The organism is Saccharothrix longispora (assembly GCF_031455225.1).
Taxonomy (GTDB): domain Bacteria; phylum Actinomycetota; class Actinomycetes; order Mycobacteriales; family Pseudonocardiaceae; genus Actinosynnema; species Actinosynnema longispora.
The window spans coordinates 8,264,620-8,278,641 of record NZ_JAVDSG010000001.1 but is presented as its reverse complement, the minus strand read 5'-3'; the positions used below and the strand labels follow the sequence as shown (position 1 = coordinate 8,278,641).

13 protein-coding genes are annotated in these 14,022 nt (G+C 70.8%); 7 read left to right on the top strand and 6 right to left on the bottom strand.

All coding sequences use genetic code 11. From position 1 onward, the window contains the following. Positions 1-23 precede the first annotated feature (23 nt). Complete coding sequence (locus J2S66_RS36570) at positions 24-1,010, top strand: LPXTG cell wall anchor domain-containing protein (protein WP_310314295.1); 987 nt, start codon at positions 24-26, stop codon at positions 1,008-1,010. Between the two features lie 55 nt (positions 1,011-1,065). Here J2S66_RS36570 and lexA read toward each other — a convergent pair whose 3' ends face one another. Beyond that, complete coding sequence (gene lexA / locus J2S66_RS36565; RefSeq protein WP_306746922.1) at positions 1,066-1,767, bottom strand: transcriptional repressor LexA; 702 nt, start codon at positions 1,765-1,767, stop codon at positions 1,066-1,068. A 217-nt stretch (positions 1,768-1,984) separates the two neighbouring features. Between lexA and J2S66_RS36560 the strand changes: the two genes are divergently transcribed. The 4 genes from J2S66_RS36560 to J2S66_RS36545 all read left to right on the top strand — a co-directional run bounded on the left by J2S66_RS36560 (position 1,985) and on the right by J2S66_RS36545 (position 6,623). Beyond that, positions 1,985-2,476 (top strand): hypothetical protein, encoded by a 492-nt coding sequence (locus J2S66_RS36560; RefSeq protein ID WP_310314292.1) that lies wholly within the window; start codon positions 1,985-1,987, stop codon positions 2,474-2,476. A 257-nt stretch (positions 2,477-2,733) separates the two neighbouring features. Next, positions 2,734-3,186 (top strand): transcriptional regulator NrdR, encoded by a 453-nt coding sequence (gene nrdR, locus J2S66_RS36555; protein ID WP_306746924.1) that lies wholly within the window; start codon positions 2,734-2,736, stop codon positions 3,184-3,186. A 145-nt stretch (positions 3,187-3,331) separates the two neighbouring features. Beyond that, the gene (locus J2S66_RS36550; RefSeq protein WP_310314283.1) at positions 3,332-6,208 is read left to right on the top strand and encodes a vitamin B12-dependent ribonucleotide reductase; all 2,877 of its coding nucleotides are present in this window, start codon (positions 3,332-3,334) and stop codon (positions 6,206-6,208) included. 187 nt (positions 6,209-6,395) lie between these two features. Continuing rightward, positions 6,396-6,623, top strand: coding sequence for a hypothetical protein (locus tag J2S66_RS36545; RefSeq protein ID WP_310314280.1), 228 nt, complete (start codon positions 6,396-6,398; stop codon positions 6,621-6,623). A 55-nt stretch (positions 6,624-6,678) separates the two neighbouring features. Here J2S66_RS36545 and J2S66_RS36540 read toward each other — a convergent pair whose 3' ends face one another. The 4 genes from J2S66_RS36540 to J2S66_RS36525 all read right to left on the bottom strand — a co-directional run bounded on the left by J2S66_RS36540 (position 6,679) and on the right by J2S66_RS36525 (position 10,484). Next, positions 6,679-7,428, bottom strand: coding sequence for a succinate dehydrogenase/fumarate reductase iron-sulfur subunit (locus J2S66_RS36540; RefSeq protein ID WP_310314278.1), 750 nt, complete (start codon positions 7,426-7,428; stop codon positions 6,679-6,681). A 1-nt stretch (position 7,429) separates the two neighbouring features. Further along, the gene (locus J2S66_RS36535) at positions 7,430-9,301 is read right to left on the bottom strand and encodes a fumarate reductase/succinate dehydrogenase flavoprotein subunit (protein WP_310314275.1); all 1,872 of its coding nucleotides are present in this window, start codon (positions 9,299-9,301) and stop codon (positions 7,430-7,432) included. A gap of 9 nt (positions 9,302-9,310) precedes the next feature. Further along, on the bottom strand, positions 9,311-10,072 hold the full coding sequence (sdhC, locus tag J2S66_RS36530; protein WP_310314272.1) for a succinate dehydrogenase subunit SdhC: 762 nt from the start codon (positions 10,070-10,072) through the stop codon (positions 9,311-9,313). A 115-nt stretch (positions 10,073-10,187) separates the two neighbouring features. After that, the gene (locus J2S66_RS36525) at positions 10,188-10,484 is read right to left on the bottom strand and encodes an Rv0250c family protein (RefSeq protein WP_310314269.1); all 297 of its coding nucleotides are present in this window, start codon (positions 10,482-10,484) and stop codon (positions 10,188-10,190) included. Positions 10,485-10,705: 221 nt separating this feature from the next. On the opposite strand from J2S66_RS36525, the gene edd reads away from it, so the two are divergent. Both edd and eda read left to right on the top strand, forming a co-directional pair. Next, a complete protein-coding gene (gene edd / locus J2S66_RS36520; RefSeq protein WP_310314266.1) occupies positions 10,706-12,571 on the top strand; it encodes a phosphogluconate dehydratase in 1,866 nt (621 codons plus the stop codon). Next, positions 12,568-13,188 carry a bifunctional 4-hydroxy-2-oxoglutarate aldolase/2-dehydro-3-deoxy-phosphogluconate aldolase gene (gene eda / locus J2S66_RS36515; RefSeq protein ID WP_310314263.1) on the top strand — a complete coding sequence of 207 codons (621 nt, stop codon included), beginning with the start codon at positions 12,568-12,570 and terminating at the stop codon, positions 13,186-13,188. Before edd ends, eda begins: the two co-directional genes overlap by 4 nt. Before the next feature lie 134 nt (positions 13,189-13,322). On the opposite strand, the gene J2S66_RS36510 is transcribed toward eda, so the two are convergent. Continuing rightward, positions 13,323-13,970, bottom strand: coding sequence for an HAD family hydrolase (locus J2S66_RS36510; protein WP_310314260.1), 648 nt, complete (start codon positions 13,968-13,970; stop codon positions 13,323-13,325). Between the last annotated feature and the right edge of the window lie 52 nt (positions 13,971-14,022).

The window sequence follows — 14,022 nt, the reverse complement described above, 5'->3', positions numbered from 1 at the left end:
TCCTGGTAGCACTCGGTCTGCTGATGACGGCCGGGTCCGCCGAGGCGGACCCGGCCGTCGTCGACCTGTGCGAGGTGACCGACGAGCGGCTGGCGGAGCTGTCCGGACTGGCCGCGCGCGGTGGCGAGCTGTTCGCGGTGAACGACAGCGACAACGGCCGACTCGCGATCCAGGTGATGGACCGGGAATGCGCGATCACCCGGACGATCACCACTTCGATCAACCCGTTCGACGTCGAAGATCTCGCTTTGGCGGCTGACGGAACCCTGTGGGCGGCGGACACCGGCGACAACGGCAAGACGCGGGAGACCGTGGCATTGCACGCCGTTTCCCCGAACGGCTCGGCGCGTTTGTACCGCCTTACGTATCCTGACGGAAAGCACGACGCCGAGGCGTTGTTGCTCGACGGCTCGGGAATTCCGCACATCGTCACGAAGGAAACGATCGGCTCGGCGCTGGTGTACCGGCCCGCGTCCGCGTTGACCGAGGACGCGCCCACCCCGTTGGAGCAGGTGGCGCGGGTGTCGATCGCCGGCACGGACACACCGGGCGGCCCGCTGGCCAACCGGGTGGTGTCGCGCCTGGTCACGGGTGGTGCGATGAGCGCCGACGGCCGGGTGGCGGCGTTGCGCACCTACACCGACGCCTACCTGTTCCCGGTGCCCGACGGCGACCTGGCGAAGGCCCTGGAGGGCGATCCGGTGCGGGTGGCGCTGCCGGACGAGCCGCAGGGCGAGGCCCTCGCGTTCGACGGGGACGGGGGGTTGCTGTCGGCGTCGGAGTTCGGGGACGCGGGGGCGTCCTCCACCGTGCGCGTGGTGGCCGGCGCGACGGCCCTGGCCGTGCCGCCGACCCCGACCACCACGGAGGCCCCCGCACAGGTCGACACCTCGGCCGCTCCCCCGCCGGCGACGGGCGGCGACGAGCCCCCGTGGCTGGTCATCGGGGGTGGCGCGGTCGTGCTGGTGCTGATCGGCGCGGTCGTGCGGCAGTCGCGCAGGAGGGCCTGAAGACGCGGAACGGGCCTGGACGGGTGTGCCGTCCAGGCCCGTTCGCGTCGGTCCGTCAGAGGCGGCGCAGCACCGCGACGACCTTGCCCAGGATCGACGCCTCGTCGCCCAGGATCGGCTGGTAGGCCTGGTTGTGCGGCATCAGCCACACGTGGTCGTCCTTGCGCTTGAACGTCTTGACCGTGGCCTCGCCGTCGATCATGGCGGCCACCACGTCGCCGTTGTCGGCGGTCGGCTGCTGGCGCACGACGACCCAGTCACCGTCGGTGATGGCGGCGTCCACCATGGAGTCACCCACGACCTTGAGCAGGAACACCTCGCCCTCGCCGACGATCTCGCGCGGCAGGGGGAACACGTCCTCGATGGCCTCTTCGGCCAGGATCGGCCCACCTGCGGCGATGCGGCCCAGCATGGGCACGTACGCGGGCGTCGGCTTGGACGACGGGTCGAGCCCGGTCACGATCTCCGGCGGCAGCACGCCCACCGCGCGCGGCCGGTTCGGGTCGCGCCTCAGGAACCCCTTCTTCTCCAGCGCCCGCAACTGGTGGGCGACCGAGGACGTGCTGGTCAGCCCCACCGCCTCGCCGATCTCGCGCACGCTGGGCGGGTAGCCGAACCGGTCCAGCCAGTCGCGGATCACGTCGAGCACCTTGCGCTGACGCAGGGTGAGCCCCGCGTTGCCCGCGATGTCCGCCGGTTGCGGGACGGAGGGCACATCGGCGGCGGTGCTCGGTTCGTCGTTGGTCTTGCGTGCCACGGTGCTTCCTCCTCACCGGCTCAGATTGCCCAGGCCGGCTCTCCGTCGATCTTCGGTTGTGGACGGTAGTCGTGTTCCACGCCCAGATCAAACACCTGTTCGAAGTAAGTCCCGGCGTGTCCTTCCAATTATGCGGCACTTAGTGGTAGACATTCGCACGGACGTTCGATCGAACACAGGTTCGATCATGATCGGATGACCTGCGTTGGAGGGCAGCATGGCGGTGGTCATTGGCACCCGGGGCGGCTTCGAACTCGTCGACGACGCCGGTGTCGAGGATGTCGCCCTCGGCGAGGGGTTGCGACCCGGACCACGGGTGCTCCGCCGGTTCGAGGTAGCCGACGAGGCCGACCGCCGACCCCACGCCCCCGCGGTGCGCGAAGCGCCACCCGCCCCGACCGCCGGCGTCATCCGCCCCCCGCGCCACCCGGCCCTCCAGTTCGCCGCCTACGCCGTCGCCGCCGCCGTCGTGGCCGCCGCGCTGAGCGTGTTCTACCTGTACGCCACCGGTGCCACGAGCGTCCCCGAGCGCACCGCCGTCGTGCACGTCCAGGTGGGCGAGTCCCTGCTCGACGTCGCCGAGCGCAGCGCGCCGGACAGCGACCCCGAGGCCGTCGCGGACCGCATCCGGGAGCTCAACGCCCTGCCCGACGCCGAGGTGAAGCCCGGCCAGGCCCTCGTCGTGCCGGACGGCGCCGCCACTCCCTGACACCCCCTCCCGCCCCGTCCCGGACCGCGCCCGCCACCCCCGGCGGGCGCGGTCCGCGCGTTTCGGGAGGTCGTGCCCGATTCCGCCGTCCGAGTGACGGGACACGCCGCCCCCCGACTTGCAGGGCTGTAGGCGTTGGGCATAGGTTGACCCCTACATCTAGTGGTCACACCGTTGTAGTTAGTCCACAGGTTGGGGTTTTCCCCACGAGCGGGGCTAACGCGATGAGTGCTGTCCAGGGGAGGGGGAGACCAGCCGTGCGATGCCCGTTCTGCCGGAACTCGGACTCGCGTGTCGTCGATTCCCGCGAGGTCGACGAAGGTCAGGTCATCCGCCGCCGCCGGTCGTGCACCGCCTGCGGGCGCCGCTTCACCACGGTCGAGGAGGCCGTGCTGGCGGTGGTCAAGCGCTCCGGCGTGACCGAGCCGTTCAGCCGCGACAAGGTCGTCGTCGGCGTGCGGCGCGCGTGCCAGGGCCGCCCCGTCGATGAGGACGCCCTCCAGCAGCTGGCCCAGCGGGTGGAGGAGTCGATCCGCTCCGGCGGCGTCGCCGAGATCCCGAGCCACGAGGTGGGCCTGGCCATCCTCGGCCCCCTCCGCGAGCTGGACGAGGTCGCCTACCTCCGCTTCGCCAGCGTCTACCGCTCCTTCTCGTCCGTCGAGGACTTCGAGAAGGAGATCGCCGATCTTCGCGACGCCCAGCGCGACTAGTCCCCGACCGGTCGGCGCAGCCCGCCGCGACTGAGCACCACCGCCGGCACCACGCGGCGGGAACACCACAGCGACCGCCTCGGACGGGGAGCCCGGACGTGGTCGCGCACCCACACCACACCACGTTGATCGAGAGGGACCCCGGATGACCGAGACCGTCGGTGGCTCGAGCAAGAAGACGGCCACCCGCAACGGCGCGGGAAGCAAGAACGCCAAGCTGAAGGTGGAGCGCGTCTACACCACCGAGGGCACGCACCCCTACGACGAGGTCACCTGGGAGCACCGCGACGTCGTGATGACGAACTGGCGCGACGGCTCGGTGAACTTCGAGCAGCGCGGCGTCGAGTTCCCGGACTTCTGGTCGGTCAACGCGACGAACATCGTCACCAGCAAGTACTTCCGCGGCGCGGTCGGCACGTCGCAGCGCGAGCACAGCCTGCGGCAGCTCATCGACCGCGTGGTGAAGACCTACGTCGAGGCGGGCGTCAAGCACGGCTACTTCGGCTCCGAGCAGGACGCCGAGATCTACGAGCACGAGCTGACCTGGATGCTGCTGCACCAGGTGTTCAGCTTCAACTCGCCGGTGTGGTTCAACGTGGGCACCACCTCCCCGCAGCAGGTCAGCGCCTGCTTCATCCTGTCGGTCGACGACACGATGGAGTCGATCCTGAACTGGTACCGCGAGGAGGGCCTGATCTTCAAGGGCGGCTCCGGCGCGGGCCTGAACCTCTCGCGCATCCGCTCCTCGCGGGAGCTGCTGTCCTCCGGCGGCACGGCGTCCGGCCCGGTGTCGTTCATGCGCGGCGCGGACGCCTCGGCGGGCACCATCAAGTCCGGTGGCGCGACCCGCCGCGCGGCGAAGATGGTCGTGCTCGACGTGGACCACCCCGACGTCGAGGAGTTCATCGAGACCAAGGCGCGCGAGGAGGACAAGGTCCGCGCGCTGCGCGACGCCGGGTTCGACATGGACCTGGGCGGCAAGGACATCGTGTCCGTGCAGTACCAGAACGCGAACAACTCGATCCGCGTGTCGGACGAGTTCATGCACGCCTACGAGACCGGCGGCCAGTTCGGCCTGCGCGCCCGGATGACCGGCGAGGTCATCGACCACGTCGACGCGAAGGGCCTGTTCCGCAAGCTCGCGCAGGCCGCGTGGGAGTGCGCCGACCCGGGCATCCAGTACGACGGCACCATCAACGACTGGCACACCACGCCGGAGTCGGGCCGCATCACCGCGTCCAACCCGTGCTCGGAGTACATGCACCTGGACAACTCCAGCTGCAACCTCGCGTCGTTGAACCTGATGAAGTTCCTCAAGGACGACGGCTCGTTCAACGCGGAGCTGTTCGCCAAGTCGGTCGAGCTGATCATCACCGCGATGGACATCTCGATCTGCTTCGCGGACTTCCCGACCCCCGCGATCGGCGAGACGACCCGCGCGTTCCGCCAGCTCGGCATCGGCTACGCGAACCTGGGCGCGCTGCTCATGGCGACCGGCCACGCGTACGACTCCGAGGGCGGCCGGGCGCTGGCGGCGGCCATCACGTCGCTGATGCAGGCCGTGGCGTACCGGCGGTCCGCCGAGCTGGCCGGCATCGTCGGCCCGTACGACGGCTACGCCCGCAACGCCGAGGCGCACCAGCGGATCATCCGCAAGCACGCGGCGGCCAACGACGAGATCCGCACGCTGCACGCCAACGACGCGGCCGTGCGCTCGGTGGCCACCAAGGCGTGGCAGGAGTGCCAGGCGGTCGGCGCCCGCAACGGCTGGCGCAACGCGCAGGCGTCCGTGCTCGCGCCCACCGGCACCATCGGCCTGATGATGGACTGCGACACCACCGGCATCGAGCCGGACCTGGCGCTGGTGAAGTTCAAGAAGCTGGTCGGCGGCGGCTCCATGCAGATCGTCAACCAGACCGTGCCGCGCGCGCTGCGCGTCCTGGGCTACCAGGAGGAGCAGGTCGAGGCGATCGTCGAGTTCATCGGCGAGCACGGCCACGTGGTGGACGCCCCCGGCCTCAAGCCGGAGCACTACGAGGTGTTCGACTGCGCCATGGGCGACCGCTCGATCGCCCCGATGGGCCACGTCCGGATGATGGCCGCGGTGCAGCCGTTCATCTCGGGCGCGATCTCCAAGACGGTCAACATGCCGGAGACGGCGACCGTCGAGGAGGTCGAGGGGATCTACTACCAGGGTTGGAAGCTGGGCCTGAAGGCGCTCGCGATCTACCGCGACAACTGCAAGGTCGGCCAGCCGCTGTCGGCGGGCAAGTCGGCCAAGGCGTCCTCCCCCACGGCCATCCCGGCGACGCCGGAGGTCAAGACCGAGACGGTCGTCGAGTACCGCCCGGTGCGCAAGCGCCTGCCGAAGAAGCGCCCGTCGCAGACGGTGTCGTTCACGGTCGGCGGCGCCGAGGGCTACCTGCACGCCGGTTCGTACCCGGACGACGGCCTGGGCGAGATCTTCGTCAAGCTCGGCAAGCAGGGCTCCACCCTGGCGGGCGTGATGGACGCGTTCTCCATGTCCATCTCGGTCGGCCTCCAGTACGGCATCCCGCTGGAGTTCTACGTCTCGAAGTTCCAGAACCTGCGCTTCGAGCCGGCGGGCATGACGGACGACCCGGACGTGCGCATCGCGACCAGCGTCCTGGACTACCTGTTCCGCCGGCTGGCGCTCGACTACCTGCCGTTCGAGAAGCGCTCGCAGCTCGGGATCTTCACCGCCGACGAGCGCACCGCGCAGGTGGCGGCGGACTACAGCGGCGGCGACGTCGACCTGGAGGGCCTGCGCACGTCGGTCGACTCCGACACCCAGGCCGCCCCGGCCAGCGCCCCGACCCCCGCGCCGGAGAAGAAGGCCGCGCCGCAGGACGTCCGGGTGGGCAGCTCCACGGAACTGCTGGAACTGCACCTCGGCAAGGCCGCCGACGCGCCGCTGTGCATGACGTGCGGCACGAAGATGCGGCCGGCCGGCTCGTGCTACCTGTGCGAGGGATGCGGCTCCACGTCGGGTTGCAGCTGACCGCGGTGCGGTGAGCAGGTGCGGTGAGCAGGTGCGGTGACCGGTCGGAGCCGGGGCGGCGGTCGTTCGCCCCGGCTCCGACCATAACCGTCGGTGGAGGAGCGCAATGGGAGAACCGGCATGTCCGCCGCGTGCGCGGATCGTCCGAGAGGCCGGCGGTTGGTCGGTCTTCGTCCCGGGACTGCCGGTGGCCGCCGACGGCGCGTCGCTCGACGAGGCGGTCACCGGGATGGTCGATGCCCTCCGGGAGTACGCGGAGGATTGGCGGCGACGCCTGCGCGACGCCCCGAACCACCGCGGCAACCGGGACCTGGTGCGGTTGATCGGCGGTAGCGACGACGAGCGGTTGCGCGACTGGCTCGTCGGCACCGCGAACCGCCTTCCCGGCCACGGGGCTCCGGCACCACCGGCGTGACCGCGCCCCGGTCGGGCGGACCCGCCCCCACGCGGGAGGCGGGTCCGCCGACGGGTCAGCCCCGCCGGAACAGCTTGTTGCCCAACCACACGATCGGGTCGTAGCGGCGGTCCGCGACGCGTTCCTTCATCGGGATCAGGGCGTTGTCGGTGATCTTGATGTGCTCCGGGCACACCTCGGTGCAGCACTTGGTGATGTTGCACAGCCCGAGCCCGTGCGACGACTGCGCCTCGCGCACCCGGTCGGCCTCGTCGAGCGGGTGCATCTCCAGCTCGGCCACCCGCATCAGGAACCGCGGCCCGGCGAACGCCTCCTTGTTCTCCTCGTGGTCCCGGATGACGTGGCACGTGTCGTTGCACAGGAAGCACTCGATGCACTTGCGGAACTCCTGCGAGCGCTCCACGTCGACCTGCTGCATCCGGTACTCCCCCGGCGCGAGGCCCTTCGGGGGCTGGAACGCCGGGATCTCCCTGGCCTTCCGGTAGTTGTACGAGACGTCCGTGACGAGGTCGCGGATCACCGGGAACGTGCGCATCGGCGTCACCGTGATCGTCTCGGTCTCGGTGAACGTCGACATCCGCGTCATGCACAGCAGCCTCGGCCGGCCGTTGATCTCGGCCGAGCACGAGCCGCACTTGCCCGCCTTGCAGTTCCACCGCACGGCGAGGTCGGGCGTCTGGGTGGCCTGCAACCGGTGGATCACGTCGAGGACGACCTCGCCCTCGTTGACCTCGACGGTGAAGTCCTCCAGGCCGCCGCCCTCGGCTGAGCCGCGCCACACCCGGAAGTGCCCCTGGTACCCCACGTCACCCCTCCAGTTCGTCCGCGGTCAGGTACTTGTCCAGCTCCGTGCGCTCGAACAGGTCCAGCAGGTCCGCGCGGATCGGGACCTGCGCCTGCTCGGTCACCGTGACGCCCTCCCCGGACAACGCGCAGACCAGCAGCTTGCGCCGCCACTCCGCCTCCATCCGCGGGTAGTCGTCGCGGGTGTGCCCGCCGCGGCTCTCGGTGCGCAGCAGCGCGGCGCGTGCCACGCACTCGCTGACCAGCAGCATGTTGCGCAGGTCGAGCGCGAGGTGCCAGCCCGGGTTGAACTGCCGGTGCCCCTCGACCACGACGTTCGCCGCGCGCCGCTTCAGCTCGTCGAGCCGCTCCACGGCCTGGTCCATCTCGTCGGCCCGCCGGATGATGCCGACCAGGTCGTTCATCGCCTGCTGGAGTTCCATGTGCAGCGTGTACGGGTTCTCACCGCTCTCACCGGAGAACGGCGAGACGGCCGTCCGCTCGGCCTCGGCCACCGCCTCGTCGGAGCAGGAGGGCCGCTCGGACAGGCTCGCGACGTAGTCGGCCGCGCCCAGGCCCGCCCGCCGGCCGAACACCAGCAGGTCGGACAGCGAGTTGCCGCCCAGCCGGTTCGAGCCGTGCATACCGCCGGACACCTCGCCCGCCGCGAACAGCCCCGGCACGGACGACGCGCCGGTGTCCGGCTCCACCTGCACGCCGCCCATCACGTAGTGGCAGGTCGGCCCGACCTCCATGGGCTGCGCGGTGATGTCGACGTCGGCCAGCTCCTTGAACTGGTGGTGCATCGACGGCAGCCGCCGCATGATCTCCTCGGCGGGCAGGCGCGTGGACACGTCGAGGAAGACGCCGCCGTGCTCCGACCCGCGACCGGCCTTGACCTCGGAGTTGATGGCCCGCGCCACCTCGTCGCGCGGCAGCAGCTCCGGTGGCCGCCGGTTGGCGGCGGGGTCGGTGTACCAGCGATCGGCTTCCTCCTCGTTGTCGGCGTACTTGTCCTTGAACACCTCGGGGACGTAGTCGAACATGAACCGCTCGCCCTCGGAGTTCCGCAGCACGCCGCCGTCGCCGCGGACGGACTCCGTGACGAGGATGCCCTTCACCGACGGCGGCCAGACCATGCCGGTCGGGTGGAACTGGACGAACTCCATGTTGATCAGCGACGCCCCGGCGCGCAGGGCCAGCGCGTGGCCGTCGCCGGTGTACTCCCACGAGTTCGACGTGACCTTGAACGACTTGCCGATGCCACCGGTCGCGAGCACCACCGCGGGCGCCTCGAACAGCACGAAGCGGCCCGACTCGCGCCAGTAGCCGAACGCGCCGGCGACCTTCCCGCGGTCCAGGACCAGGTCGGTGACCGTGAACTCCTGGAACACGCGCAGCCGCGACTCGTAGTCGCCGGTCTCGGCGAAGTCGTCCTGCTGGAGGGACACGACCTTCTGCTGGAGGGTGCGGATCAGCTCCAGCCCCGTGCGGTCGCCGACGTGCGCGAGGCGCGGGTACTCGTGGCCGCCGAAGTTGCGCTGGCTGATCCGCCCGTCCTTCGTGCGGTCGAACAGCGCGCCGTAGGTCTCCAGCTCCCACACCCGGTCCGGGGCCTCCTTGGCGTGCAGCTCGGCCATCCGCCAGTTGTTGAGGAACTTCCCACCGCGCATGGTGTCGCGGAAGTGCACCTGCCAATTGTCGTCGGAGTTCGCGTTGCCCATGGCCGCGGCGATGCCGCCCTCGGCCATCACCGTGTGGGCCTTGCCGAACAAGGACTTGCACAGCACCGCGGTGCGCATCCCGTGCTCGCGGGCCTCGATCGCGGCGCGCAGCCCCGCACCGCCGGCACCGATCACGAGCACGTCGAACTGATGCCGTTCCAGCTCGGGCAAAACCACTCCTCAGTTGACGAGTCGGAGGTCGGTGATCGTCCCGGAGGCGACCAGCGCGACGTAGAGGTCCGTGACGCAGACGAAGATCAGCGAGGCCCACGCGAGCTGCATGTGCTTGGCGTTGAGCTTGGAGATCCGGGTCCACGCCCAGTACCGCACCGGGTGCTTGGAGAAGTGCTTCAACCGGCCGCCCGCGATGTGCCGGCACGAGTGGCACGACAGCGTGTAAGCGCCGAGCAGCGCCACGTTCACCAGCAGGACGATGTTGCCCAGGCCGATGCCGGTGCTGAACGCGTAGAACGCGTCATAGACGTTGATCAGCAGCAGCAGCGAGGCGGCGTAGAAGAAGTAGCGGTGCAGGTTCTGCGCGACCAGCGGGAAGCGGGTCTCACCGGTGTACTTCGCGTGGGGCTCGGCCACGGCGCACGCGGGCGGGGACATCCACGCCGCCCGGTAGTACGCCTTGCGGTAGTAGTAGCAGGTCACCCGGAAGCCGAGCAGGAACGGGATGATGATCACGGGCGGGGTGAGGAACCCCGGCAGCTCGGGCAGCGGCCGGCCGAAGTGCGCCGCGCCGGGCAGGCACTCCTGGCTCAGGCACGGGGAGTACATGGGCGTCAGGTAGCGGTACTCGTCCACCCAGTAGTGGTCGCCCATGAACGTGCGCACGGCCGCGTAGACCGAGATCAGCAGCAGACCGGCGAAGGTGGCCAGCGGCGGTATCCACCACCTGTCGGTCCGCAACGTGCGCTGGGCGATCTGCGCCCTCATACCTCACCTCGGTTCCACGTCGTTGTGGCGGGAGTCGATCAAGGACCGATCTTTTCGGGAAAAACCGAACCGGCCCCCGCGTGGTGAGTCCACGTGGGGGCCGGTGCCGGGTGGGTCAGGTGCGGTGGCTGCGGTAGCCGCCGAGGCCTTCGTCGTCGGCGTCGTGCCAGAGTTGGGGGTCGTAGGGCGTGTCGGGCACGACCACGACCTCCCGCTCGATCCTGGGCGCCTCCCGCTGCCGGGGCGTGCTGTCCAGGTCCACCAGTTCGGTCGCGTCGATGTCCAGGCGCTCGATGTCGTTGGCCAGCCTCTGCACCGCGGCCACGTCGCCGTACCGCGTACGCAGCCCGCCGACGCACTGGCGGAGCCGGCCGAGCGCGCGGCGCAGTTCCACGATCTCCGAGGACGTCATGGTCAGCACCTCCCTTGAGTTCCGGGTACCGACTCTGCCCGGTCGGCGCGGTTGTGACAAGCACCACAAGTATCCACGGCGCGTCCCAGGATCTGAATCGTTTTTGTGACGATCATGTGTCGTGACATAATGTGCGTGCTGTCACGTCCGTCCGTGCGACGCCAGCGCTGTCGTCCACCGGGCCCACCACGGCCCGTGATCACCCCCGGAGACAGCGAACCATGAGCGTGCATCCCGTCGTCGATCAGGTGACGGCCCGAATCGCCGCCCGCAGCGCCGCCGCCCGGACCGCCTACCTCGACCGGGTCGCCCAGGCCCACCAGGAGGGGCCCGCCCGCCGCGACATGGCGTGCAGCAACCTGGCCCACGGCTTCGCCGGCATCACCGGTGGCGACAAGGACCTCCTCCGGGCGATGCGTCGCCCGAACGTGGCGATCGTGTCGTCGTACAACGACATGCTGTCCGCCCACCAGCCGATGCACGAGTACCCGGCGTGGATCAAGGACGCGGCGCGCGCCGTCGGCGGCGTGGCCCAGTTCGCGGGCGGCGTGCCCGCCATGTGCGACGGCATCACGCAGGGCCGCGCGGGCATGGAGCTGTCCCTGTTCAGCCGGGACGTCATCGCGATGTCCACCGCCGTGGCGCTCTCGCACGAGATGTTCGACTCGGCGCTGCTGCTCGGCGTGTGCGACAAGATCGTGCCGGGCCTGCTGATCGGCGCGCTGTCGTTCGGGCACCTGCCCGCGATCCTCGTGCCCGCGGGTCCGATGAACTCGGGGCTCCCGAACTCGGAGAAGGCCCGCATGCGGCAGCTGTTCGCCGAGGGCAAGGCGACCCGCGAGGACCTGCTGGAGGCCGAGTCCGCCTCCTACCACAGCCCCGGGACCTGCACGTTCTACGGCACGGCGAATTCCAACCAGCTCGTCGTGGAGGTCATGGGCCTGCACCTGCCGGGCGCGAGCTTCGTGCCGCCGGGCACCAGGCTGCGACGCGCGCTGACCGAGGAGGCCGCGCGGCGCGCCGTGGAGATCAGCCGGGGCGACGAGTACACCCCGATCGGGCAAGTCGTGGACGCGAAGTCCGTGGTCAACGGCGTCGTCGCGCTGCTCGCGACCGGCGGCTCGACCAACCACACCATGCACCTGGTGGCCATCGCGTCGGCCGCGGGCATCGAGCTGGGCTGGGACGACTTCGCCGAGCTGTCCTCGGTGGTGCCGCTGCTGGCCCGCGTCTACCCGAACGGGTCGGCCGACATCAACCACTTCCAAGCCGCGGGCGGCGTGCAGTTCCTCGTGCACACCCTGCTGGAAGCCGGGCTGCTGCACGGTGACGTGCGGACCGTCGCCGGGCCGGGCCTGGCCCGCTACACGCGGGAGCCGGTGCTGGTCGAGGGCGTGCTGACCTGGCGCGACGGCCCGGGCCGATCCCTGGACACCGACGTGCTGCGGCCCGCGTCCGACCCGTTCGCCGCCGACGGCGGCCTGCGCATGCTGTCCGGCAACCTCGGCCGCGCGGTGATCAAGGTGTCCGCGGTAAAGGCCGAGCACCGGGTCGTGGAGGCGCCCGCGCGCGTGTTCACCTCGCAGGAGGGGTTCAGCGAGGCGTTCAGGGCCGGGGAGCTGGAGCGCGACGTGGTGATCGTCGTGCGGCAGCAGGGCCCCCAGGCCAACGGCATGCCCGAGCTGCACAAGCTCGTCCCCGCGCTCGGCGTGCTCATGGACCGGGGCTTCAAGGTCGCGCTGGTCACCGACGGCCGCATGTCCGGCGCGTCGGGCAAGATCCCGGCCGCCATCCAGCTCACGCCCGAGGCGGCCGTCGGCGGTCCGCTGGCGCGCGTGCGCGACGGCGACCTGCTGCGGCTGGACGCCGAGACCGGCACCCTGGAGGTGTTCGTCGACCCGGCCGAGCTGGCCGCGCGCGAGCTGGTGGACTTCCCCCCGGACGCGCAGGCGTGGACCGGCACCGGTCGCGAGCTGTTCGCCGCGCTGCGGCGGGCGGTCGGCCCGGCGGACCGGGGTGCCAGCGTGTTCGGACCCGTCGCGGCCTCGCACTTCGAAGGCCAGTTCAACCAGGAGGTTTCCCGGTGACCACCAGCTCTGACCTGCTGGCGCTGTCCCCCGTCATCCCGGTCGTGGTCGTGGACGACGCCGCGCACGCCGTGCCGCTGGCACGGGCGCTGCTGCGCGGCGGCATCGGCGTGATCGAGCTGACGCTGCGCACGCCCGCCGCGCTGGGCGCCATCGAGCGGGTGGCGGCCGAGGTGCCGGAGATCGTGATCGGCGCGGGCACCGTGACCACGCCGGAGCACGCCGAGCGGGCCGCGAAGGCCGGCGCCGCGTTCCTCGTCACGCCGGGGTCGACGGACGCGGTGCTCAATGCCGCCGAGGACACCGGCCTGCCGTTCCTGCCCGGCGCGGCGACCGTGTCCGAGGCGATGCGACTGGCCGAGCGCGGCCTGACGGCGCTGAAGTTCTTCCCCGCCGAGGCCGCGGGCGGCGTGGACTACCTGAAGTCGATCGGCGGCCCGCTGCCCGGCCTGCGCTTCTGCCCGACCGGCGGCATCACGCCCGAGTCGGCCCCCCGCTACCTGGCCCTGCCGAACGTCGGCTGCGTGGGTGGCTCCTGGCTGGCCCCGAAGGACGCCCTCGTCGCGGGCGACTACGCCCGCGTCGAAGCCCTGGCCCGAGCCGCAGCCACCCTGTAACCCTTCCCGAACGTACGACTCGCGGTGCGCGAACGTACGACACGCCGGGGCTGGGCTTACGACTCGCCGACACACCCGCGAGTCGTAAGCCCACGCACCGCGTGTCGTACGTTCGCGCACCGCGAGTCGTCGGTTCAGGTCAGGTGGGTCAGGGCTTCGGGGATCGAGTCGGCCACCGGAACGCCCGCGGAGCGCAGGACCCGGCGTGAGCTGGTGCCGGTGGCGACCAGGACCACCTGTGCGCCCACCGCGCGGGCGGCGTCGGCGTCGTCGAGCACGTCGCCGACGACCAGGACGTCACGCGGGCGCAGGCGTTGGGCATCGAGGTGCGCGGCCAGGTGCTCGGCCTTGGAGTTGCCGCCCGAGTCGAGTGCGCGCAGGCCGTCGACCCGGGTGAACAGGTCGTGCAGGCCGAACCCCGTGACGAGCGGCACCAGTTCGTCGTGGAACCACATCGAGAGCAGCGACTGGGTCTGCCGCAGGGGCACCAGGAGGTCGGGCACGCCGTGCGCGAGGCCCACGCCGTGCAGCAGCGAGCGGTACTCGTGGTGGTACAGCCGGTCCACGCGCGCCCAGTCCGCCGCGGACAGCGGGCGGCCCAGGAGGCGTTCGTAGCAGTCCTTGACCGGCCGGGCGAAGACCTCGCGCCACTGGTCGAGCGTGACGGCGGTGGTGTGCCCGAAGTCCGCGCACACCCGGTTCACGGCGGCGAGGACCGCGTCGTTGTCCGCGAGGAGCGTGCCGTTCCAGTCCCACACCACGTGCTCGGCCCTGATGCCCACGCGCGGAGCGTACGGCGGTAGGTTGAGCGCTCACTTCGGGGAGGGAGTGGGG